Annotated in this window: 20 protein-coding genes and 1 other RNA gene; 13 read left to right on the top strand and 8 right to left on the bottom strand. The window is 64.8% G+C overall.

From position 1 onward, the window contains the following. Positions 1-20 precede the first annotated feature (20 nt). The 4 genes from rnz (at position 21) to ACFQS4_RS15065 (ending at position 5248) form a co-directional block, all read left to right on the top strand. Complete coding sequence (gene rnz / locus ACFQS4_RS15080) at positions 21-956, top strand: ribonuclease Z (RefSeq protein ID WP_500193957.1); 936 nt, start codon at positions 21-23, stop codon at positions 954-956. 228 nt (positions 957-1184) lie between these two features. Continuing rightward, on the top strand, positions 1185-1856 hold the full coding sequence (locus tag ACFQS4_RS15075) for a hypothetical protein (protein WP_500193955.1): 672 nt from the start codon (positions 1185-1187) through the stop codon (positions 1854-1856). Beyond that, the gene (locus ACFQS4_RS15070; RefSeq protein ID WP_500193953.1) at positions 1853-3109 is read left to right on the top strand and encodes a thiol-disulfide oxidoreductase DCC family protein; all 1257 of its coding nucleotides are present in this window, start codon (positions 1853-1855) and stop codon (positions 3107-3109) included. The genes ACFQS4_RS15075 and ACFQS4_RS15070 overlap by 4 nt, the downstream gene beginning before the upstream one ends. Before the next feature lie 159 nt (positions 3110-3268). Further along, positions 3269-5248 carry a DUF460 domain-containing protein gene (locus tag ACFQS4_RS15065; RefSeq protein ID WP_500193951.1) on the top strand — a complete coding sequence of 660 codons (1980 nt, stop codon included), beginning with the start codon at positions 3269-3271 and terminating at the stop codon, positions 5246-5248. Between the two features lie 26 nt (positions 5249-5274). Here the strand turns inward: ACFQS4_RS15065 and ACFQS4_RS15060 are convergent, their stop codons facing one another. Further along, positions 5275-5454 (bottom strand): DUF7470 family protein, encoded by a 180-nt coding sequence (locus ACFQS4_RS15060; RefSeq protein ID WP_253431304.1) that lies wholly within the window; start codon positions 5452-5454, stop codon positions 5275-5277. 151 nt (positions 5455-5605) lie between these two features. Here ACFQS4_RS15060 and rnpB point away from each other — a divergent pair. Next, positions 5606-6038, top strand: an RNA gene (rnpB, locus tag ACFQS4_RS15055) — RNase P RNA component. Between the two features lie 4 nt (positions 6039-6042). On the opposite strand, the gene ACFQS4_RS15050 is transcribed toward rnpB, so the two are convergent. Beyond that, positions 6043-6840 carry a hypothetical protein gene (locus tag ACFQS4_RS15050; RefSeq protein ID WP_500193947.1) on the bottom strand — a complete coding sequence of 266 codons (798 nt, stop codon included), beginning with the start codon at positions 6838-6840 and terminating at the stop codon, positions 6043-6045. Positions 6841-6980: 140 nt separating this feature from the next. Here ACFQS4_RS15050 and ACFQS4_RS15045 point away from each other — a divergent pair, with 140 nt between their 5' ends. Beyond that, positions 6981-8138 carry a nicotinate phosphoribosyltransferase gene (locus tag ACFQS4_RS15045; RefSeq protein WP_500193944.1) on the top strand — a complete coding sequence of 386 codons (1158 nt, stop codon included), beginning with the start codon at positions 6981-6983 and terminating at the stop codon, positions 8136-8138. Positions 8139-8209: 71 nt separating this feature from the next. Here ACFQS4_RS15045 and ACFQS4_RS15040 read toward each other — a convergent pair whose 3' ends face one another. Next, positions 8210-9229 carry a DUF7972 family membrane protein gene (locus ACFQS4_RS15040; protein ID WP_500193942.1) on the bottom strand — a complete coding sequence of 340 codons (1020 nt, stop codon included), beginning with the start codon at positions 9227-9229 and terminating at the stop codon, positions 8210-8212. A 133-nt stretch (positions 9230-9362) separates the two neighbouring features. On the opposite strand from ACFQS4_RS15040, the gene ACFQS4_RS15035 reads away from it, so the two are divergent. Beyond that, entirely contained in the window at positions 9363-9941 is a 579-nt protein-coding gene (locus tag ACFQS4_RS15035; protein ID WP_500193938.1) for a cysteine hydrolase family protein, read from the top strand. A gap of 39 nt (positions 9942-9980) precedes the next feature. Here ACFQS4_RS15035 and ACFQS4_RS15030 read toward each other — a convergent pair whose 3' ends face one another. Continuing rightward, complete coding sequence (locus ACFQS4_RS15030) at positions 9981-10769, bottom strand: TrmB family transcriptional regulator (RefSeq protein WP_500193936.1); 789 nt, start codon at positions 10767-10769, stop codon at positions 9981-9983. A gap of 502 nt (positions 10770-11271) precedes the next feature. Between ACFQS4_RS15030 and gpmI the strand changes: the two genes are divergently transcribed. Next, complete coding sequence (gene gpmI, locus ACFQS4_RS15025) at positions 11272-12798, top strand: 2,3-bisphosphoglycerate-independent phosphoglycerate mutase (RefSeq protein ID WP_500193934.1); 1527 nt, start codon at positions 11272-11274, stop codon at positions 12796-12798. A gap of 46 nt (positions 12799-12844) precedes the next feature. Beyond that, positions 12845-13363, top strand: a complete 519-nt coding sequence (locus tag ACFQS4_RS15020; protein ID WP_500193932.1) for a GNAT family N-acetyltransferase — start codon at positions 12845-12847, stop codon at positions 13361-13363. Between the two features lie 110 nt (positions 13364-13473). Here the strand turns inward: ACFQS4_RS15020 and pepF are convergent, their stop codons facing one another. Together pepF and ACFQS4_RS15010 are read right to left on the bottom strand one after the other, a co-directional pair. After that, positions 13474-15267 carry an oligoendopeptidase F gene (pepF, locus tag ACFQS4_RS15015; RefSeq protein WP_500193929.1) on the bottom strand — a complete coding sequence of 598 codons (1794 nt, stop codon included), beginning with the start codon at positions 15265-15267 and terminating at the stop codon, positions 13474-13476. Positions 15268-15328: 61 nt separating this feature from the next. Beyond that, positions 15329-15655, bottom strand: a complete 327-nt coding sequence (locus ACFQS4_RS15010) for a hypothetical protein (protein ID WP_500193927.1) — start codon at positions 15653-15655, stop codon at positions 15329-15331. A gap of 143 nt (positions 15656-15798) precedes the next feature. Here ACFQS4_RS15010 and recJ point away from each other — a divergent pair, with 143 nt between their 5' ends. Beyond that, positions 15799-17295 (top strand): RecJ family nuclease, encoded by a 1497-nt coding sequence (gene recJ, locus ACFQS4_RS15005; RefSeq protein WP_500193925.1) that lies wholly within the window; start codon positions 15799-15801, stop codon positions 17293-17295. Between the two features lie 55 nt (positions 17296-17350). On the opposite strand, the gene ACFQS4_RS15000 is transcribed toward recJ, so the two are convergent. Continuing rightward, positions 17351-18106, bottom strand: a complete 756-nt coding sequence (locus ACFQS4_RS15000) for a CehA/McbA family metallohydrolase (protein WP_500193923.1) — start codon at positions 18104-18106, stop codon at positions 17351-17353. A gap of 945 nt (positions 18107-19051) precedes the next feature. Beyond that, positions 19052-19888: a glycerophosphodiester phosphodiesterase gene (locus tag ACFQS4_RS14995; RefSeq protein ID WP_500193921.1), complete on the bottom strand. Its 837-nt coding sequence runs from the start codon at positions 19886-19888 to the stop codon at positions 19052-19054. A gap of 305 nt (positions 19889-20193) precedes the next feature. On the opposite strand from ACFQS4_RS14995, the gene ACFQS4_RS14990 reads away from it, so the two are divergent. From ACFQS4_RS14990 to ACFQS4_RS14980, 3 genes are all read left to right on the top strand, one after another. Next, the gene (locus ACFQS4_RS14990) at positions 20194-20979 is read left to right on the top strand and encodes an HAD-IIA family hydrolase (RefSeq protein ID WP_500193919.1); all 786 of its coding nucleotides are present in this window, start codon (positions 20194-20196) and stop codon (positions 20977-20979) included. Between the two features lie 322 nt (positions 20980-21301). Next, on the top strand, positions 21302-22540 hold the full coding sequence (locus ACFQS4_RS14985; protein ID WP_500196614.1) for an ABC transporter substrate-binding protein: 1239 nt from the start codon (positions 21302-21304) through the stop codon (positions 22538-22540). Positions 22541-22567: 27 nt separating this feature from the next. After that, positions 22568-23452 (top strand): carbohydrate ABC transporter permease, encoded by an 885-nt coding sequence (locus ACFQS4_RS14980; RefSeq protein ID WP_500193916.1) that lies wholly within the window; start codon positions 22568-22570, stop codon positions 23450-23452. Positions 23453-23457 lie beyond the last annotated feature (5 nt).

Raw genomic sequence — 23457 nt, 5'->3', positions numbered from 1 at the left:
AGCGGACTGATCACGGACCAATGACACTGTGCGTGACGTTCCTGGGGACGAGTGGGGCGATTCCGACGACCGGTCGGAACCCGAGTAGCCTCTTCGTCGCCCGCGAGGGCGAGCAGTTCCTGTTCGACGCCGGCGAGGGGACCCAGCGCCAGATGATGCGCTTTGGGACCGGATTCTCGGTCTCGCACCTGTTCGTCACGCACACCCACGGCGACCACGTCCTCGGGATTCCGGGGCTCCTCCAGACGATGGCGTTCAACGACCGCGAGGACCCGCTGGCGATTCACTGCCCGCGCGGGACGCGTCGCCACCTTCGATCGCTCGTCTCGCTGCTCGGCAACCGACCCTCGTTTCCGGTCCGAATCAACGAGGTCGACGGCGGGAGCGTCGCCTACCGCGGCGACGACTACGAGGTGCAGGCGTTCGACACCGACCACGACACTCGATCAGTCGGCTACGCGCTGGTCGAGGACGACCGGAAGGGCCGCTTCGACCGCGAACGAGCCGAGGAACTCGGCGTCCCCGTCGGCCCCGCCTTTTCCAGACTCCACGAGGGCGAGCCGGTCGAACTCGAGGACGGCACTGTCGTCCGGCCCGAACAGGTCGTCGGCGAACCACGTCCCGGTCGGTCGCTCGTCTACACCGGCGACACGCGCCCGACCGAGGCGACCCTCGAGGTCGCCGACGACCCCGACCTGCTGATCCACGACGCGACGTTCGCCGATGACCGGGCCGAGCGCGCTGACCACACCGCTCACTCGACGGCGCGCCAGGCCGGCCGAGTCGCCAGCCGGGCCGGGGCTAAACGGCTCGCGCTGGTCCACCTCTCCTCGCGGTACGCCGGCCGACCGACGTCTCACCTCGCGGAGGCCCGGGAGGCATTCGACGGCGATCCGGAGGCCGTTTCAATCCCCGACGACGGGGACTGTCTCGAGATTCCGTATCCGGACGAGTGAGGCGATGCTCGAGAAATGACGAGCCGAACGTGCGGGGCGACGATCGGGGGCGGTTCGTCCAGCCGATTGCGGGAAGCGTTCGGCGACTAACAAGCGCATAAACTAGACATATCGGAAACCAGATCGTATCTTAACGAGACGGTAGTCGAATTTAGATTCAGTTCATCGACTTTACGTTCGTAATTGCTATATAACTCATCGTCGACCGGCCGATATGGTGAGTACGCAGTGTTAGAGTACATCAAACCCTTCACCGACATCGTCTTTCCGGCGGTGTACATTCTGTTCTTCGTCGGGACGATCGGCGTCCTGGCGTTCGCCAATAGATCCATCGCGAAAAAGGTCTGGCTGGCGTGTTTTTTCGCCCTACTGCTGGCGGTGACAGTCGTCGGCATGACCGTCATGCCCGTCGTCGAGATGCACAAGTTCTCCCAGCCCAACAGCGACGAGATGACCTACTACGAGGTTCGGATCGTCGACTCGGCGGGGAACGAACTCGAGCTCGACGACCGCGCCACCCCGCCGCTGACCGGCTCGCGGACGTCGTCGGTTGCCGGGGAGATGGCGTACGAGTATACCGACGAGGAACGCATGGAGATGGGTGAATTCTACATTCGAAGCGTCAACGACTATCGACAGACGATCGAATCGGGTGGCCCGCCGGCCTACGAGGCGTTGCAGCCGCCGCGGTACGTCGACGACCACCAGTGGACCGCCGCACAACTCGAGAACTACGAGGAGTTCGAGGCTGTCCGAATCTACGAACGAACCGTGACGTTCAACGAGGAACACAGCGCGGTCGAACGAAACGAGGAGACGCACCTGGTCACCATCGACGTGGCCAACGGGACCGTCGACGAGAACGAAACCGCGATTGAACACGAGGGTGAGCGGGCATGAGCGCGTTCGTCAACTACTTCGCCGACGACGCCCGGTCGACCCCGATCAACCTCGCGGTCGTTCGCGTGCTCCTCGGGTCGTGGGTGCTCTGGCGGATGCTCTCGCTCGAGTGGGGCTTCTACGGTGAGTGGCCCCGTCACTTCAACCCGCCACTCGCCTACCTCTACCAGGACGTCTTCTTCACCCTGTTGCCGTACCTGCAGTGGGTCCTGTCCGGGTTGCTCGTCCTGTTCATCGTCGGCTACAAGACCCGGTGGTCGGGCGGACTCGCTAGCCTCCTGATGATGCACATGCTGGCGGTCAAGTCGACGATCTACCTGGCGGGGACCATCGAGTCGCTGTTCGCCTGTGCGTACATGATCCTCCTGTTCGCGCTCTTCTGTGAGGACGACGTGCTGTCGGCCGACACCGTGATCGAAACGAAAGAGAAGTCGATCGACCAGCTGAATACGTTCCTGAAGGAGGGGAGCGACGAGACGCACCGTGCGCGAGCACTGAAGTGGGGACTGCTCGCCATCGGCCTCCTGTACCTCGGCTCGGCCTGGGGGAAGTTCATGAACGGCCCGATCGACATCTGGCTCTCCGGTGCGGAACTCCAGCGCGACATCCTGTTTAGCCAGGAGCTGACCGGCAAGGAACGCCCGCTCGCCGCGCCCATCCTCGAGTACGACGTGCTGTCGTGGCTCGGGTTCCTCGCCACCGGCCTGGCCCAGGCGTCGCTCATCGTCGTCGTCCTGCTGGGGCTGCCGATCACACTGTCCGCGCTCGGCCTGATCGGCTTCCACCTCGCCGTAGTCGCGACGCTGGGACTGTACTTCATCGACATGATCCTCGTCCTCTCGCTGTTCGCCGCCTGGGACGTCGCCTACCGGTGGCTCGCCGCGGACGCGGACGACAGCGTCACGCTGGTGTACGACGAGCGCTGTTACTTCTGCGCCCGGAGCCTCTACCTCTTCAAGTACCTCGACGTCAACGACTCCGTTCGATTCCGCTCGCAGTCGGACGCGCCGCGGGAACTCGTCGACCGCGACGGCGTCGACCTCGACAAGGAGATGTACCTGTTCCGCGGCGACGAGGCCTACGGCGGCTACGAGGCGTTCCGCCAGTTGTTCAAACAGTTCCGGGTCTTCGCCCCGATCACCCTCCTGATGGCGCTCCCGCCGGTCAGGATGGTCGGCAACCGCGTCTACGCCTACATCGCGCGCAACCGGAGTCGCCACTTCGTCTGCAGCATCGACGCCGAGCAGTCCTGAGCCGTTTCTCGGTGCTCAGTTCTCAGTTTTCGGATCACGGTACTCGGTGCTCAGTTCTCAGTTCCCAGGGCTCGATGCTCCGTTCTCAGTTCTCAGTTCCCGGGGCTCGAGTCTCGAGACCGCGCCGGATTTATACTCCGTTCGCCCCTACAGGTGGCCGTGAGCACGCGAACGAACGCACTCGACGCGGTCGTCTTCGGCGTCGACGTTCAGAGCGGTGACGTTCGCGGCGACGCGCCCTCCTACGCACTCGTCGTCTACGACGGCGACGAAGACGGCCTCGAGCGAGACGTCGTCTCCCACCGGAAACTGCGCCGCCAGATCGCCGACGTCGAGCCAGCCATCGTCGCGACCGACAACATGTACGAACTGGCCGCGGACAAAGACCAGTTGATCCACTTTCTCGGCTCGCTTCCCGCGGGGACGAAACTGGTGCAGGTGACCGGCGACGAACGCCCCGAGTCGCTCTCGCGGGTCGCAAAGCGCCACGGGGTCCCCTACGGCAAGGAGCCCATGAAGGAAGCCGAGGCCGCGGCCCGCCTGGCGGCCCACAGCGTCGGCTACGAGGTCTCGGCCTTTACCGATACCACGGAGGTCAAAGTCTCCAGAGGGCGCTCAACCGGCAAGGGCGGCTGGAGCGCCGACCGCTACACGCGCCGGATCCACGGCTCCGTCAAGCGTCGCGCTCGAGAAGTGGAGAGCGCCCTCGAGGACGCCGGCCTCGGGTTCGAACGCGAGGTCCGGGAAGCCTACGGCGGGTTTGCCAACGCGGTGTTCACCGTCGACGCCCCTCCCCAGGACATTCCGGTGTCGAACGAGCGCTCGGGCGACGTACGCGTCGAGATTGAACGGGAACGACGCGACGGGATAGAGTTTCGCCCGCTCGCGAAGCGCCGCGATCACGTCGTCGTCGGCGTCGACCCCGGGACGACCACGGCGGTCGCCATCGTCGGCCTCCAGGGCGAGGTGCTCGACGTCTGGAGTTCGCGAACGAACACCATGGCCGACGTGATCGAGTGGATCGTCGAGCGCGGCCGCCCGGTGATCGTCGCCGCAGACGTGACGCCGATGCCCGAAACCGTCGAGAAGATCCGCCGGAGTTTCGACGCCGCGGCCTGGACGCCCCAGCGAGACCTGCCCGTCGACGAGAAACAGCACCGAACGGCGGACGAACCGTATGACGACGACCACCAGCGCGACGCGATGGCCGCCGCCCTCTACGCCGTCGGCGCCCACGAGGACCAGTTCGAACGTATCGCCCGCAAGCTCCCCGCCGGAATCGACCGCGGGGAGGTGGTTGCCCGCGTCGTCGCCGGCGGCGAGACCGTCGAGACCGTCCTCGAGGACCTGACCGAGGACGAAGAGAGCGACGAGGAAGAGCGTGAGCACCAGCCTCGAGAGTTGACGGCCGAGGAACGCCGGATTCGCGACCTCGAGCGACAGGTCGAACGCCTCGAGGGCCACGTCGAGACCCTCGAGGGGCGAATCGAGGACCGGGACGAACAGATCGAGGACCTCGAGGCCGAACTCGCCGTCACCCGCCGGGAGGAACGCCGCCAGATCCGCAAGGAGCGCGAGGTGAGTCGCCTCGAGCGCAAGGCCGACCGCCTCGAGAGCGAGCGCGACGAGGCCCGCGAGGAGGTCGAGGCCCTCGAGGAGAAAGTCGAGCGGATGAAGACGCTCTGGAAGCTCGATCACTCGAACTTCGCGGACGTCTCCGAGAAGAAGGCCGGCCTCGTCCCCGTGAAGGTAATCGAGAAGTTCACGAAGGGAGCGATCCGGACAGCCGAGGAGGCCTACGGTATCGCGGCCGGCGACGTGGTCTACGTGCGCGACGCCAGCGGCGCGGGACGCTCGACCGCGGAACTCCTGGCGAGTTTCGAGCCGCGAGTCGTTTTGAAGAACGGCAACCTCTCGGAGATCGCCGACGCCATCCTCTTCGACCGCGAGATTCCGGTCGGCCCCGGCGACGACGTGGCGATGCAGGAGGTGGACGAACTGGCCGTCGCCCGTGAATCGGACGTCGAGGCGGTCATCGAGGACTGGCACGACCGGGCGCTCGAGCGCGAACGCGACCGGAAAGCGGAGATGGTCGACCGACTGATCAGCGAGCACCGGGCGGGCGACAGCGAGGTCTAATCGGATTCGCGTGTCTTTCTCGAGGCCTATACCATCCCGAACGACTGGAGCACGCCCGTCACCAGCGACTTGACGACGAGGGCGACCCCGATGAGCATGAGGGCGAGGCCGCCAGCGATCAGGTAATTCTGGGTGGCGATCAGGGCGATGCCGGCAATCGCGAGGATCACGCCGAGGATCCCGAGCGGACCGAGATTTTTGCGCATACCCGCTGTGGACAGTCGATACTCTTAATCGCGGTGGTTTGCGAGCGGGCCCGCATGTGATGAGGAGGCTCGAGTGGAAACGATGGGGAAGCCACTGAACGCGAATGCGTATAAGCGAGACACTTAACCGACGACCGACCCTAGAACCGATGGGAGAGAGAGCCTGGCTGCCGCGATGGCCGGTCCGGAAACGGATCGGTCACCACACGCGAGCGCTCGTTTTTCGGGCGCTCGCGCCCGCGAGGAAAGTCCCCCCACCCGTCGGGCGGGTGACCGGACGCAAGTCCGGAGCGGGAGACCGCTGGCTCTGGAACAGCAACGACACGTCTCGGCCCGATCGATGATGCGCGCGAACCCAACCGCGAGGACGGGGAGTTAACCCGCAGAGAATCCGCGTGGTCGTTTCACGACCGCGTTGCGTGCGGCGGTTACCGCCGCACGGACGGCCGAGGACCGATGGAACGGCGAATCCTCACCGGTGCAAGTCCGCGTCGCAGGTAGCCCGACAGAACCGCTCTACGCGGGCGGCGCGGACGCTCAGCCGAATGCCGGGTCGAACAGAAGGGGGCTTACTCCTCTCACCCAGTTTTACGCTCTCAAGAGCAACCAGTGTCGAACCGCCGTCTCGACCACGGCACCCGGATCGCACCGCAAATAGGGAAAGTAGAACGTGTGCGTTTCGCCCGGTTCGAGTTCGGCGCCGGCCGAATCGTTGAACGCGACGGTTTCGTCCTCGAGCAGCGCCTCGACGACGACTCCGACCTCGCCGGTTTTCGCCTCCGTCGCGTTCTGCAACGTGACCGCAGCCCCGTAGACCGGATCACCGTCGGCCGTCCCTAGCTGGCCCCACCCCTTCTCGACGAGCGTCGATCCGTCTTCGATCGTCGGACTTGGGCCCGACGTTCCACCCTCCGGTTCCTCGAGCGTGTATCGATCGACAGCGTCCGCGCTCCCCTCCGTCGTGACGATTTCGAAGAGGTACGTCTCCCGACTTCGCCTGAAGAGCGACCGACTCTCGATGACACGCTCGCCGTCGTCCTGGTCGAACGTCGCCCGTACCGTTTCGATGTAACTACCGAGATCGTCGAACTCGATGCGTCCACGAACGCCGTATCGGTCGGTCCCGTCGTCGAAGAAGTGGTGGTCCGTGATCGTGCCACCCGGATTGCTCTCGATGCGCCCGTTGCGATCCTCGCCGTCGACGCAGATCGGCGTCGCCGACCAGTCGAACGACTCCTCGGCGATCACCTCGTCGGACCAGTTCGTGGGTGGTGCCAGTTCCGAACTGGTCACGTTGGTCCTGTCGTCGTCGACGCCAGGGACGCTCGAGAGGCAGCCACCGACGAGACTCGAGCCGAGAGTCGCGAGGTACGGTCGACGTTTCACGACATAAACTATAGCACGATGGCATAAGAGGGCACCTCAAGCTCAAACTCCGGTTCACCTTCAGTAGCCACAGAGTCGTAGCCCGCTACCCACCCGACTCGAGACGGGAACTTTAACGCCTCGCGCCGGAAAGCGAGAGTATGTCGAATCCGTTCGGTATCGTCCCCGACGAGGCCATCCTCGAGGGACGGGCCACCGACGCCTACTTCGAGCGTACCCGGGCGACCCTCGAGCATGCGGGTCGCAACCCTCGCATCGTCGCCGAGGTAACGGCCGACCAGTTCCCCACCGGCGAGTTCGAGGTCTTCGCCGGCGTTCACGACGTCGCGACGCTCTTTTCGGGCCGCGCGGTCGATATCGACGCCCTCCCCGAGGGAACGCTGTTCGACGGCGGCCCGGTCATGCGCATCGAGGGGCCGTACCTCGAGTTCGCCGAACTCGAGACCTCCCTGCTGGGCTTTCTCTCCCAGCCCAGCGGCTTCGCGACGGCGGCGCTCGAGGCCCGTCTGGCCGCGCCCGACTCCCAGGTCCTCTCCTTCGGCGCGCGCCACGTCCACCCCGCCATCGCCGCCACGGTCGAGCGCTCGGCCCTGCTCGCCGGACTGGACGGCTTCTCCCACGTCGCCGCGGGCGACGTCCTCGAGCGCGAGGCCGGCGGGACCATGCCCCACGCGCTGATGCTCATCTTCGGCGAAGGCGAGCAGGACGCGGCCTGGGCGGCCTTCGACGAGGCCGTCCCCGAGGACGTGCCTCGAGTCGCGCTGGTCGATACCTTCTGGGACGAGAGCGCCGAAACCCTGCTCGCCGCCGAGACCCTCGGCGACCGCCTCGACGGAGTTCGCCTGGACACGACGGGGTCACGACGCGGCGACTTCCGCCACATCGCCCGCGAGATTCGCTGGGAACTCGACGCCCGCGGCCGCGAGGACGTGGACATCTTCTGCAGCGGCGGGCTGACCCCCGAGACGATCCGAGAGCTTCGAGACGTCGCCGACGGCTTCGGAATTGGGAGCTACGTCACGGGCACCGACAGCGTCGACTTCGCGCTCGACATCGTGGAAATCGAGGGCGAGATGACCTCGAAACGCGGGAAGCTCTCGGGCGATAAGCAGGTCTACCGCACCGCCGAGGGCGGTCACGAGGTCCGGTTGGCCGACCGGCCCGCTCCCGAGGACGGCGACGCGCTGCTCGAACCGCTGATTCGCGACGGCGAGGTCGTCCGCGAGGCGGACCTCGAGGCGGCGACCGAGCGGTGTCTCGCCGATGCGGCAGCGGTCGGGTTCGGGAGCGACGACTGAGAGCCGTCCACTTGCCAGTCTCAAGCTCGTCTCTATCGCTCGTCTATAGTACTGGCCGCCTCGAGGCCCACTCACTCGTCGACCTTGACGTCCACCCGGGGGACGAATGGGCCGAAATCCGCGGTCTTGCTGGCGATCGTCGCAATTCTGAAGGTGTACACCAGCAGGACGACGAACGGCAGGAATGCGAGCGTGACCGCGACGCTCACGACGACGACGAGCGCGAGCGTGCTCTCGAGGCCCGCGATGATCGACGGGTACGTCATCATGAACAGGCCACCGCCGAGCAGCGTCGGGAACCCCACGTACAGCAGGAGTTTCGAGAGGTGAGCGAGTTCGTGTTGCATGTACAGCGTCTTGAACGACTGGCGGGCGACGGCGAGGTAGCCGAGCAGTTCGATCAGGGAGTCGAGCCCCTCGAGAGCCTCTATCGAAAGTTCGTCGGCGTACCGGGCTCGAATCGTCCGGGCGGCGTGGAGGTGCGCCCCGTTGAAGTGACCCAGGACCGCCGAGAGCGCGTCGAACGTCCCGAACTCCGCGGTCTCGAGCGCCTTCGAGACGGTCTCGCCCTCCTCCGTGACGGCTCCGGCGAACGTCTCGAGGCTCGCAGCGACGGCTCCGTCGGCGTCCGTCGCGTCCGACTCGAGGTCGCCCACCTCCACCACGACGGCGTCGACGATGAGTCGGAGGAACTCGGCAGGCGCGGCCGGGCTGACCGGCGTCTCGGTTGCGTCTTCGACCGTTCGTCGGAAGTCGGTCATCGCCTCGTAGCGCTGTTGCAGGTCGCCGGTCCACCCCAGTTCCTGGGAGAGGACGAGCTGGTTGATCGCGAGGACGATGGTGATGAACGGCAGCGTGCCGCCCACGATGGCACCGACGAGGGTCGTCGCCGTGTCAGGGTTCGTGACCGGGATCCAGCCGGCGGCGCCGATCGCCAGACAGACAGTGAACACCAGTCCGGCAAAGAGAGCCGTCAATACGTAGCGATTCCCGTCGAGCAGGATCCAGCGCTGCGCCGGCGACTCGCGGAGTCGTTCGTGAACGAGGTCGCTCTGGGTCTTCGTCTCGTCGATCGCTCGCTCGGCGCCCATGGATCGGCATCAACGACCGTTGAAAAAAGCGTGTGTCTTCGTTGCAGTCGATGGCTCGAGTTTCAAGTGCGATTTACGCCTGGACTGACCCGCCGCGCGTGGATTTATGGCTCGAGAGTGGGTATTTTCGACTATGCACCTCGAGCCAAATACCACGGCAGTAGTCGTCGTCGACATGCAAAACGGCTTCTGTCACCCCGACGGGGCGCTGTACGCACCGGGCAGCGAGTCGGTGATCGAGCCGATCGCGACCCTGGTCGAACGAGCGCGAGAGGCAGGAAGTCGAATCGTCTACACCCGTGACGTACATCCCCCCGAGCAGTTCGACGACAATCACTACTACGACGAGTTCGACCGGTGGGGCGAGCACGTCCTCGAGGGGTCGTGGGAAGCCGAACTGGTCGACGAACTCGACGTGCGAGACGAGGACCTGGTCGTCGAGAAACACACCTATGACGCCTTCCACGAGACCCAGCTCGACGGCTGGCTCTCTGCGCGGGGCATCAAGGACCTGGTCATCTGTGGTACCCTTGCGAACGTCTGCGTCCTCCACACCGGCGGGAGCGCCGGGCTCCGGGACTACCGCCCGCTCATGGTTTCGGACTGCATCGGCGCGCTCGAGGACGACCACCACGAGTATGCCCTCGAGCACGCGGACTGGCTGTTCGGGGAAGTGGTCGAGAGCGGCGAGCTGTCGTTCGGTGGGACATAGCGCGCGAGACGTGGACCCGTTCTGGGACGAAGTCCTGAGCTACCGATCGGCGTCTCGGTTTCGCAGTCGGTCGGTTAGGAGTTCGCGTATCCACACGGCGAACCCGTGGTCGTCCCCGTACGTCCACACCGCCACCTCGTGGGTGACGTCGGGGAGGTCGCTCTCCGTGATTCCGCCGGCCAGGACCGCCCGTTCGTCCACCATGAGGAGCTGGCCCGGCCACTCGGAGTAGACCGCCTCCGTCGACGCGAGATTGGGGGAGACGACGACGTGGTCCTCCGGAACCGCCTCCGAGAAGCGATCCCGTACGTCTTCGTTGGGCACCTCGACGATCACGCGAACGCCGCGGTCGTCGGCTCGTCCGAGGTGCTCGTGAACGCGCTGGTCGAGCACATCGTCGTCGGCGACGAGAAAGTGTACGCTCTCCTCGGCGTCGTCGAGGAACATGAGAATGCGCTCGACGACGTGGTCGGTGTGCGTGATCGCCCACATCCCCTCTTCTTCCTTCGACTCCGGCTCTTCGACCTGTTTCAGGGCGTTCTCGGCGGTACTGATGTGGGACTCGTAATCCTCTCGAATCCGGCGCATCGCCATCTCTATCGGGACGGCTTTGTACGTACGCGGATCGGTCTGTTGCACCTCTACGAGCCCCCGCCGGTCGAGCCGTTCGACGGTGTCGTACACCCGCGAGCGGGGGATCTCGGCCACCTGACTGATCTCCTTTGCGGTCCCCTTCGAAATTCGCGTGAGCGCGACGAAAGAGCGCGCCTCGTACTCCGTTAACCCGGCGGATTGCAGGGCAGAAACCGCTTCGTCTGCTCGAGACACGGTCGTCGTAGGGCCGAGAACGCCAAAAACTTCGCCCTTCCTCGGCGCTCGAGGCGACGGCTGAGGTAACGGTGAGCGACGGCCCGGTTACGCCTCCGAATTATCGTTCCCGTTCCCGTTCCCGTTCCCGTTCGCCAGGACGCGAAACGACGTCGCACCGCACGGACACCCGCTCACGCTCCCGATTGGGACGACCTTCCCGCTAGCGAACTGCCATGCCGCTAGCGCTCGCTCGCATTCCGTACACCGTGCTGCCGTTCTCGTTCTCGCTGCCACGATCCCGAATTCACTCGAACCGGATATAGGCAGAATGGGACTCAGAGGGGAACACCCGTCGCGTTGTTACGGGAGAGGCAACAGCGAAAGGGAACGGAGTAGACGGCGAAAGTGGCCCGGTCGGGACCAATACTATAAATTATGTACCGAAGAGCAGTGATCGCGTATTCTGCGATGGGCACTCCCGAGCGACAGCTAAATACGGTCGGACCGGTACCCCTCGAGCATGGACGCGGCACTCATTATCCTCGATGGCTGGGGCCTCGGACGTGACGACGGCGGCCGGAACGCGGTCGAGGCGGCGCACACGCCCGTCGTCGACCGATTACAACGTACCGGACTCGCCGGAAGCCTCGAGGTCGCCGGCCGGCGCGTCGGCCTCCCGGACGGCCAGATGGGTAACAGCGAGGTCGGCCACCTCAACATCGGCGCCGGCAGGGTCGTGTTACAGGAGTACACCCGCATCACTGACGCCGTCGGCGACGGCAGTTTTCGGAACAACGCGGCGATCGACGCCGCCTTCGACCACGCCCTCGAGCACGATGGCCGGGTTCACTTCCTCGGCCTCGTCAGCGACGGCGGCGTCCACGCCGATCACGAACACCTCCACGCGCTGATCGGGATGGCCGCCGACCGCGACGTCGAGGCGGTCACCCACGCCATCACCGACGGCCGGGACACCTCGCCCCACGGCGGCGAGGGCTACCTCGCGGAACTCGAGGCCGTGATCGACGAGGCGGGAACGGGCGACGTGGCCACGGTCTCCGGGCGGTACTACGCGATGGATCGCGACCAGAACTGGGAGCGAACGAAGCGGGCCTACGACGCCATCGTCGAGCGGGACGCCGCCTTCGAGGCGTTCTCGGCCGTCGAAGCAGTCACCGATTCCTACGAGCGCGGCGTGACCGACGAGTTCGTCGAGCCGACAGTCATCGCGAGACAGCCAGCGCTGCAAGACGGCGATTCAGTGGTCTGGTTCAACTTCCGATCCGACCGCGCCCGCCAGCTGACCCGGATGCTCGCGGATATCCGCCCGGAGTGGGAGTTCGAGACGTACCCGCCCGACGTCGAGGTCGTCATGCTGACCCAGTACGACAAGACGTTCGACCTCCCGGTGGCGTTCCCGCCGACCCAGCCCTCGAAGGTTCTCGGTGAGGTGCTCGCCGACGCCGGCAAGACTCAGCTTCGGATCGCCGAATCCGAGAAGTACGCCCACGTCACCTACTTCCTCAACGGGGGCCGCGAGGTCGAGTTCGACGGCGAGATCAGGAAGATCGTCGAGAGCCCGGACGTCCCCACCTACGACCTCCAGCCGGAGATGAGCGCCCCCGAGGTGACCGATGCGGCCATCAACGCCATCGAGAGCCGTGACCCGGACGTCCTGGTGCTCAACTACGCCAACCCGGACATGGTCGGCCACACCGGCGACTACCGCGCGGCCGTCGAAGCCGTCGAGGCCGTCGACACCCAGCTGGGTCGGTTACTCGAGACGCTCGAGGCCTACGGCGCGCACGTCTTCGTCACCGCCGACCACGGCAACGCCGACGACATGGGGACCGAAGAAGAGCCACACACGGCTCACACCTACAACGACGTGCCGTTCTTCTACGTGGCGCCCGACGGCGATGCGAGTACCGACGTCCGGATCCGCGAGGGCGGGACGCTCGCCGATCTCGCACCCACGATGCTCGAGTGCATCGGTCTCACTCGGCCGCCGGAGATGACCGGGGAGTCGCTGCTCGTGCGCGAGTAGTCGAGAAGTCGATGCGTTCATTTCGCTCAGCCGACCATCACGACGTGTGACCTCCGCGTCCATCCGCCCGGCGACGCTCGCCGACGCCCCGACGCTGGCGCGCCTCTACCGGGACGCTTACGCGACCAACGTCGACCTCGGATTTCCCTCGCGAGCGGCGCACGCCGACCGCGCGGCTCTCGAGGACTGGATCCGGGAGGGACGCATATTCGTCGCGGTCGCCAGTAGAGCGGACCCCGACGGCAGAGCTGACGACCGTCCGGCCGGCGGCAAACTCGTCGGCGCTATTCGTTACCGTGACGAAGGGAAGTACGACCCCGACGCCCCCGAATTCGGTCGCCTGGCCGTGCCGCCCCGCGCTCGAGGTCGGGGCATCGCCAGCGGGCTGATCGATCACGTCGAGGCGCTCGCCCGAGGGGAAGACCACGGCCGCATGCGATTGCGGACGTTCGCCGGCCACCCGTTTCTCCCCGAAATCTACCGCCGACGCGGCTACCGCGACGTGCGGGTTCGGGAACTCGAGGGGGCGCCGTTCGACGTGTTGCACATGCAGAAGGAGCTATGACCCGTTTCTTGTCACGTCCCACCTCGCGAACGGACTCCGCCGCTGGTGATTGGATTGGGTTCAGATGAGCCGGATCGGTCGGCCAAACCGGAGACATTACCTCGGCGCCCTCACTCGAGCAGGGCGTCCAGTTCCTCTAAGCGGTCGCGATAGGTCGACAGCGCCCGGTCGATCGGTTCCGACGAGCGCATGTCGACGCCGGCGATTTCGAGCAACTCGAGGGGGTACTCCCGGGAACCCCGACGGAGGAACGCGAGGTAGTCCTCGGCTGCGTCGGCACCGTTCTCGACGATGTCGTCGGCGATGGCGAGCGCCGCGGAGATGCCCGTCGAGTACTGGTAGACGTAAAACGCGCGGTAGAAGTGCGGGATGCGCATCCACTCGCGGGGGATCCGGTCGTCCATCTCGGCGGGTTCGTAGTACTGGGCCTTGAGGTCGCCGTACAGTTCGTCGAGGCGGTCAGCCGTCAGCGGTTCGCCCGCCTCCTCGAGTTCGTGCGCCTCGTGTTCGAACTCGGCGAAGAGCGTCTGGCGGTACAGCGTCGAGCGCACCCGCTCTAAGAACTCGTTGAGGATAGCCTTGCGGAATTCTGGGTCCTCGACGGTCTCGAGCAGGTGGTGGGTCAACAGAGCCTCGTTGACCGTGCTCGCGACCTCGGCGGTGAAAATCTCGTAGCCCGAGTAGATGTAGGGCTGTTCTTCTTTCGTCAGTTCCGAGTGCATCGAGTGACCGAGTTCGTGGGCCAGCGTGTACATCGAGGCGACGTCGTCCTGGTAGTTCATCAGGATGAACGGCTGGGTGTCGTAGGTGCCCCCGGAGTAGGCGCCCGTGCGCTTGCCCTCGTTCTCGTAGACGTCGACCCACCGGGACTCCAGCCCTTCGGCGACGCGGGACTGGTACTCCTCGCCCAGGGGGGCAACGGCGTCGACGACGTACTGGGCGGCGTCGTCGTACTCGACGTCCGGCCCTTCTTCACCCGTGAGCGGCATGTAGACGTCCCACATTCGGAGTTCGTCGACATCGAGCGCCTCGCGCTTGAGGTCGGCGTGACGGTGGAGGTGCTCGAGGTTGTCGTGGACGCTGTCGACGAGCGTGTCGTAGACCTCGACGGGGACGTTAGGGCCGTCGAGGGCCGCCTCGCGGGCGGTCTCGTAGTTTCGGGCCCGGGCGAGTTTGACGTCGGCCTTCACGCTGTTCTTGTAGGAAGCGGCGACGGTGTTGCGGACCGACTCCCACTCGTCGAAGTAGGCCTCGTAGACGCGCTGGCGGAAGTCGCGGTCGGGTCGCTTGAGCAGGTTGACGAAGTTGCTCTGGGTAATCTCGACGGGTTCGCCGTCCGGGTCCTCGACCGTCGGAAAGCCCATGTCAGCGTTCGAGAGCATGCTGTAGACTTCCCCAGGTGCGCCGGTGACTTCGCTCAGATCGGCCAGCAGCGCCTCCACCTCGGCCGAACGCGTGTGCGGTTTCATCCGCAACACGTCGTCGACGTAGTGGGCGTAGGTCTCGAGGTCGGGTTCGTCCTCGACCATGGCTTCGAAGTCCTCTCGGGTCAGTTCCTGCAGTTCCGGCTCGATGAACGAGGCCGTGGACTGGGCGTCGGCAGCCAGCGACTGCGCCCGTGCGCTCAGGGCCTGGTACTCCTGGTTCGTCGTGTCCTCGTCGCTTCGCATCCGGGCGTAGGCGGCGATCGTCGAGATCTGGCGCATGAGCCGGTCGCGCAGTTCGAGAATCTCGAGCAACGTCTCGGCGTCGTCGACCGTCTGACCCTCGTAGGCGGCCAGGTCCTCGACCTGGTCCGTCGCCGCCTCGTAGGCGTCCTCCCAGTCGTCGTCGGTGGCGTAGATGCTCTCGAGATCCCAGGTGTACTCCTCCTCGATCTCCGAGCGTGTGAGAACGGAACTCATGGGACGAAGTTTCGGAACGAAGGTGGTAAAGGGTATCGAAGCGACCCTCACCGGTCAGTCGTCACTCGCTGTCGCCCGCCAACTCGCTCGCAGGCCGCGACGCGAGTGCACCGAGTACGACCAGCACCGCGGCCGGGAGCGCCGCAAGCTGGATCACGTCGTCCCAGATCGAGAAGATCACCAGGCCGAGCGCGCCCAGGTACGCGAGCCTGGTTCGACCGGTACGAACGGCGTATCCGCCGACCCACCCCGAGAGGACGAGCGTCGCGAGGAGGGCGAACCGGCCGTGCGTGTAACCGAACTCGAGGAGCAACGCGGGCACGAGCAGGGTCAGCCCGGCGATTGCCGCGTACGCACTCCACCTGAGCAGGTCGCGCCAGAGCACCATCGTTCGCGACCAGGGACGGACGGGTGATAACCGTTGAGACTCTCGCGTCGGGAGGCTCGAGGCGGCCCGCCGCCGAGTTCGGCTTCAGGAGTGGGCCACCCGCAGGTTTATCCCGGAAGCCGACCCAACCACCAACCGATACGATGGCAGGCCCGATCCCCGCCCTCGAGGAACGCGCCACCGCCTGCGCCGAGCACCTGCTCGAGTGCGACCGCGTGCTCCTCGCCTCCCACATCGACGCCGACGGACTGACGAGCGCCGCAGTCGCCGCGAGCGCCCTCGAACGAGCGGGGCTGCCCTTCGAGACAGTCTTCGAGAAGCAACTCGACGCCGAGGCGATCGGCGCCATCGCCGACACCGACTACGACACCGTGCTGTTCACTGACTTCGGGAGCGGCCAGCTCGACGTCATCGCCGACCACGAGGACGCCGGCGACTTCACGCCGGTCATCGCCGACCACCACCAGCCCGCGGAGGCCGACACGGCCTACCACCTCAACCCCCTCCTGTTCGGCATCAACGGCGCCTCCGAACTCTCGGGTGCCGGCGCGAGTTACGTCCTCGCGCGGGCGCTCGCGGAAGCCGGCGAGAGATCCGGAACGGCTGGGGCAGCCGAAACGGCAGGAGAGCCGACGGCAACGGACGGCGGCGCGGCCACCGCGCGAGCGGACAACCGCGACCTCGCCGCGTTGGCCGTCGTCGGCGCCGTCGGCGACATGCAGGCCTCCGGCGGCGAACTCCACGGCGCCAACGCGAAGATCGTCGCCGAGGGCGTCGAGGCCGGCGTCCTCGAGACCGCGACCGACCTCGCCCTCTACGGGAAACAGACCCGTCCCCTCCCGAAATTGCTCGAGTACGCGAGCGACGTCGACATTCCGGGAATTTCGAACGACGGCAATGGCGCGCTCCGCTTCCTGGACGGCCTCGACCTCGAGTTGAAACGCGACGGCGAGTGGCGCTGCTGGGCAACTCTCACGAGCGAGGAGAAACAGACCGTCGCGAGCGCACTCGTCAAGAAGGCCGTCACCAGCGGCGTCCCGGCGCACAAGATCGACGACCTCGTGGGCACGAGCTACGTCCTCGCGGCGGAGCCCGTGGGTACTGAACTTCGGGACGCCAGCGAGTTCTCGACGCTGCTCAACGCCACCGCTCGCTACGAGCGCGCCGACGTGGGTCTCGGGGTCTGCCTCGGTGATCGAGGCGAAGCCCTCGAGCGCGCCCGACAGTTACTCAGGGAACACCGCCGCAACCTCTCGAACGGCATCGACCTCGTAACCAGGGAGGGCGTCACCAGGGAGGACCACGTCCAGTGGTTCGACGCGGGCGACCGCATCCGTGAGACCATCGTCGGCATCGTCGCCGGAATGGCCGTCGGCAACGCCGGCATTAGCCGGTCCATGCCCATCTTTGCGTTTGCGAACAAGAACGACGAAGAGGTCAAAGTATCCGCCCGCGGGACTCACAGCCTCGTCAGAAAGGGGCTCGACCTCTCGGTCGTGATGGGCGAGGCGTCCCGGGCAGTCGGCGGGGACGGCGGTGGACACGACGTCGCGGCCGGGGCGACGGTACCCGCAGGGAAGCAAGAGGAGTTCGTCGAGCACGCCGACGCCATCGTCGGCGAGCAACTCGGCGATAACTGATGGCTGATAGCTGGTAACTGACAGCTGAGAACTGACGCGAGTTCCACCCCGACAGCTACTGTGAGCGATCCATCGACGCCGGCACCGTCGGTATCAGCGGCGTTCGCTTCGTGATCACGTACGACGATTTTCGCACCGCACCCTTCGCGTACTGGACGGTGCTCTTTCGGATCGGCGTCCGTTTCCCCTGGATGCGCGTTCGACCCTCGAGAATGGCGTCGACGAGGTGGTCGCCGTCGATGGTCGCCCTGGTGACGTCCTCGTCGGTACTCGTCACGATCACCTCGGTGTACGCGCGGCCGACGTTCGGGAGGTAGTGAGCGTCGCTGCCGCCGACCTTCGGGTACTCGCGTCGCCGAGCGAACCGCCGCGCTCGACGGTTCTGGTAGCCCGTAAAGAGCATCGAGTTGTACACCTCGATGGCGTCCACGTCGAGGATGTGGCGCCGCCGAACCCCGTGGCGACTTCGCTGGAAGGGGTGGGGAACGATGGCGAGGCCGCCGAGTTCGCGAACCCGTTCGACGGTCGTCTGGAACGGCCGACCCGGTTCGGGTCGCTCCTCGACGCCGATCGCGAGGAGGTGGCCCTGTGCCGTCGACACCTCGACGCCGGGGATTCCAACGAGCCCGTAGCGTGAGGCGAGTTCGGCCGCTTCAAGGGACGCATCGATTTCGTCGTGGTCGGTGATGACGACGCCGTCGAGACCGATGTCTGCCGCGTGCTCGAGGATGAGCTCGAGGGGCTCGTGTCCGTCGTAGGAGGACTCCGAGTGGACGTGAAAGTCGATGGCGAAGGGGATGTGAGCGGACATACGAGGAGAGTAGCTCTCGATGAAAGATAGCCGGTTGCGCGTTATAAGCCTTCTACTCCAGGATACGAGAACACCGACATCTGGCGGTTCGGTGCCGCTTCAGTGAACCGACTGCCCACGTTCGACTAATTCCATATATCGTTATGCAGTATATAATGGGCATCGGTACTCGTAGCAAATCCTCCGTACGAGCCCTCGAGCACCCGGAAATCGGCTTTATCTGGACCTGACAGCTTACATTCGAATGCCGCCGTCAGAGGGGACCCGCTCGAGGACGCGAAAGCGGTCGATACTGTGCGCCCCGAGGATGCACCCAACGTCGCCTCGAGATCAGAAAGGGCCGAGACACCGAACCATGCTGATCCCACCGTCATCGAGCGAAGTCGATCGACGAGAAAAGTCAGGGACTCAAGCGCAATAGCGACACACCCGGGCCGCATACCAGCCTCTCGGAATGACGGGGTCGTGGACTCGAGGGCCAGTTTGATGTGCCACGTGCGAGGAGACGGTGTCCTGGACGGACTGCTCCGTTTCCATTCCTCGTCGAGATCAGTCGATAAACCGACGGACACTCGAGCGAACCGCTGTGTTCGAATCGACGACTCGTACGGACACCATTCGCCGGCGACTACGAGACGAGCTCCGTAGCGACGATATCGAAGGTGGACGTGCCGTCGCGATCTGCCGCAGGCGGACTGGTCGGTTTCGCAGTGTTCTTCGAGCGAGGCCGAAGAAAGCGCGAGATCCCGACCGAAGAGGGAGTGGGTGACGTATTCAGGGAACGTCCATGGCGACCCCGAGGGACGAAGAGCGGACAGAGTCGGTCACCGAGACAACCGCCGGAAGTTCTATTCAGCTCTCACGCCTCTCTCGAGCGACCATAAATCAAATAACGATATACAGAAATCGTGGCGGCAGGGGAAAACGGCGATCCGTCGAGAACGGTCAGAAGAGCGCCGTACACCGGTCGGTGATGAGTCCGTCGACGCCGACCGCGGCGAGATCAGTCGCCTGATCGGCAGTTGTGATCGTCCACGGTTCGACGAGTAATCCGTTCTCGTGTGCGCGTGCGACCAAGTCAGTCTCGAGACAGAGTTCGAGGCGCGGGTGGATCGCCCGGCACTCGAGGGACAGCGCCGTCTCGAGAAAATCCCCGACGGGCTGGCGCGGATAGAGAGGGACGTCGCTCGCGGCGACGCCGCGAAATCCCCTGCCGATCAAGGTCTCCCTGACGACCAGGGCGGTGTCCGCTCCCGCGTCGGTCGCGGCGGCGACGATGGAGGAATCGAAGGAAGATAGCAATACCTCGTGGGGGTGGTCGTCGGCAAGCGAGAGCACGTCGTCGACCAACCCCGACGTTTTGAGTTCGAACACGAAGTCGGTCGAGTCGGGGACCGCTTCGAACAGCGACTCGAGGGTCGGAATCGACGCGTCGGTCCCACTGACCGATAGTGACTGTAATTCCTCCAGGGAGAGGGCGTCGACGGCACCGCTGGCACCGGTAACGTGATCGACCGTCGCGTCGTGGATCGCGACGAGTTCGCCCGACCCGGCCCGACGGACGTCGACCTCGACCGCGTCGACGGTCCGACCAGCCCGCCTGACTGCGGGGAGCGTGTTCTCGGGGGCCTCGTCGGTGCAGCCGCGGTGGGCGATGAGACGCGGCTGGTGGTCACCGCGTCGCGACGCTGGGCGGGTCAGCGAAATATTCCCGGCGACGAGTCCGACACCGCACCCTGCCGCCAGTTTGCCGAGGACGGCCCGTCGCGGGTAGGGAGCCATCGGTCGATCATTCATCGCCGAGACTCATTAACATGCGTGAGCAGGAGAGTGCTGGTTGGCCGTTCTCGTCCGCGGAGACACGACTCGAGTCGCTGGGCATGAACCGCCTCGGGGTCAAGCCCCGAGGCACTCGCTTTGCTCATCTGTAGAACTGGCATCAGCGGAATTCGTTCCGTCCGTCTGCAGTTACCTATATAGACAGACATAGATGCGGACAAGATACATATTATTACTCGTGAAAGAGGAGTAGTCGTAATGAATTACTGGCAACAGAACGGGGTTCGCCGACCCGCAAGGCGACCACGATGAAGACGAGGTACGAGGGAGCGATCATCGACCTCGACGGAACGGTGTACCGCGGCGGTAGCGCTCTCGAGGGAGCCGTAGCTGCGGTCGAACGACTGCGAGCGGCGGGCGTGTCGACTGTCTTCTTGACGAACAACCCGATCAAACGACGGGCCGTCTACGTCGAGCGGTTGCGATCGTTCGGCATCGACGTCGTTCGCGAGGACGTGATCAATTCGGCGGCGATTGCCGGCGACTTCCTGGCCGAGACGCACCTAGGCGAACCGACGTTCGTCGTCGGCGAAGATCCCCTCGTCGCCGAGCTCGAGGCCGCGGGAGTTCCCGTCACAGCCGATCCCGCTGAGGCCACGGTCGTCCTCGCGTCGATGGACCGGGCTTTCTCCTACGACGATTTGAGGGACGCTCTCGTCGCGTTCGAGAACGATCCCGCGTTCTACGCGACCAACCCCGATCGCACCTGCCCCGTCGAAGGCGGGGAGATTCCGGACGCTGCCGCGATGATCGGCGCGATCGAAGGGCTCACCGGTCGTGAACTCGATCGCGTCCTCGGTAAACCCTCCAGTATCGCCGTTGCGATCGCCGCCGACCGCCTCGGCGTCGATCCTGAGCGGTGTCTCGTCGTGGGAGATCGTCTCGAGACAGACGTGGTGATGGGACAGCAAGCCGGAATGACCTCGGTGCTCGTTCTCTCCGGCGTGACTGACCGTGAGGATCTCGAGCAGTCGTCGATCGAACCGGCATACGTACTCGAGTCGCTCGGGGAGATCGAGACGGTTTTCGAGTGACGATTCCCGACCAGTGAGTAACCGTCTCATCCCGAGAGATATATAAAGAACAGTAGTAGTAGTTACGACCACCGAGTTGACGGCGGTAAATAATTGATCCTGGTCGTGGTTTTCTGACCGTGAAGGAAGGTAAATAGGACAATCATCCAAATCTATAAATGTGATTGATCCATAATTGTTGTTTATGAGTAACGAGAAGTCACGGCGATCCGTACTCGCAGGGACGGCGGCGACAGGTGCACTCGGCCTCGCGGGGTGTCTCGGCGATCTGATGGGCGGAGACGAGAGCGAGGGTAACGAACAGCTCACGTTCTGGCACGCGATGGGCGGCGGTTCGGGTGACCTGCTCAACGACATGGTCGAGGGGTACGAGGGTGCCGACGGCCAGGCGGAGTACCAGGGAAGCTACGAAGAGACGCTGAACAGCCTGTTCAGCTCCATCGAGGCCGACGAAATGCCGGACGTCGTCATGATCGACAGCCTGCACAACCAGCAGGTGCTCGACACCGAGGCGACCCAGCCGGTGTCGGAGCTGCTTGGTGACGACTTTCCGACCGACGACCTCGTCAGTGCAGTGCAGGACTTCTTCGTCGTCGACGGCCAGCTGAACTCGATGCCGTTCAACAACTCGAACGCGATCCTTTACTACAACAAGGACGCGTTCGAGGAGGCCGGTCTCGATCCCGAACAGCCGCCCGAAACGCTCGAGGACGTCCGCGACTACTCCGAAGCAATCGTCGACTCCGGCGCCGCGAACTACGGGATCACGTGGCCCAACCACGTCTGGTTCGTCGAGACGTTCTACTCGCTGGCGGACGAACTGCTCCTCGATGAGGAGAACGGCCACGCGGGCTCGCCGACGACGATCCATACGGACACCGACTTCGCTCGCGACCTCTGGTCGTGGTGGCAGGGAATGTACGAGGACGACCTGTTCCTCAACTCCGGCATCGAGGCCTGGGGCGAGGCTCGAAGCGCGTTCCTGACCGGTGAGGTCGCGATGAAACTCGACTCGACGGCCGCCGTCGAGGCGACCCTTTCGGGCGCTCAGGGCGACGTCGAGGACAACGAAGAGATCGACGAGGAAGACGTCGACACGTTCGAGCTCGGGACGGGCTACCACCCGTCGCCCACCGAGGACCGCACCGGCGTGGTCATCGGTGGGGCGTCACTGTGGGTGAGCAACCAGATGAGCGACGAGCGCGAGGAGGAAGTCGCCGGGTTGCTCGAGGAATTGAGTTCCATCGAGAACCAGATCGAGTGGCACAAGGGCAGCGGCTACTACCCAATTCGCCAGGAGGCAATCAGCCAGCTCGAGGACGACGGCTGGTTCGAGGACAACCCCCACTACGCGACGGCGTTCGACCAACTGCTCGAATCCGAGACGACGCCCGCAACGCTCCGAATGCTCGTCGGGCCCGCACGCGAGGTTCAGTTGCGAGTCCAGGAGCGCTCGCAGGAAATCTTCTCCGGTGACGTGAGCGTCGAGGACGGCCTCGCGAGCATGAAAGAGGACGTCAAGGAGGAACTCGAGCGCTACGACCGCGTTTCGGGTCAGTAAGGAACGCTGCCGGCTTCCGTTTTTAACATGACACGAGAAATATACAATCGTTCGTGGGGGGCGTATCTGTTGTTGCTCCCGACGCTGGTCGTCTCCCTCGTCTTCCTGTACTACCCGGCGATTCGGGCTGGACACCTGAGTCTGTTCGAGACGCTCCGGTTCGGATCGGTTCGGGTCTGGACGGGGCTGGGAAACTACCAATACCTGCTCACCTCGAGCGAGTACCACAGTAGCATCGGCATTACAGTCCTATTCTCGGCGATCGTCATCGTCGGCGTCATGACGATCTCGCTCGTCATCTCGTATCTGATCTACGAGGCGAGCGTCGGCCAGTCGTCGTACCTGATCGCGGCGATCTGGCCCTACGCGCTCCCGCCGGCGGTCGCCGGAATCGTCTTCTTTTACATCATCCACCCCAGTCTGGGGGTGTTGACGACGCCGATCGAGGCGGTCACCGGTATCAACGTCGACTGGTTCACGAACGGTCGACAGGCGTTCATCATCGTCACGGTCGCCGTCATCTGGAAGCAGATCGGCTACAACGTGATCTTCATGATCGCCGCGCTGAACAATGTCCCCGACGCCCTCGGTGAAGTAGCGGACCTCGATGGCGTCGGGAAGACCACGCGGCTAGTCCGAGTCTACATGCCGCTGATCTCCCCGACGCTCATCTTCCTGGCCGTGATGAACACGATCTACGCGTTCTTCAGTACGTTCGCGTTCATCGACGTCCTCACCCAGGGTGGGCCCAGCGGGGCGACGAACATCATGATCTATGACCTGTACCGGAACGCGTTCGAGTTCAACAACCACGGACTGGCTTCTGCACAGTCGGTGATCCTGTTCCTGATCGTCGGGATCCTGATGTACGCACAGCTTCGCTTCTCCGACCGCTACGCACACTACGGGTGACAACA

The sequence above is a fragment of the Saliphagus sp. GCM10025317 genome, from assembly GCF_042663665.1.
Lineage (GTDB): Archaea > Halobacteriota > Halobacteria > Halobacteriales > Natrialbaceae > Natronosalvus.
The sequence above is the reverse complement of the archived record's forward strand: the minus strand, read 5'-3'. Positions and strand labels throughout refer to the sequence as shown.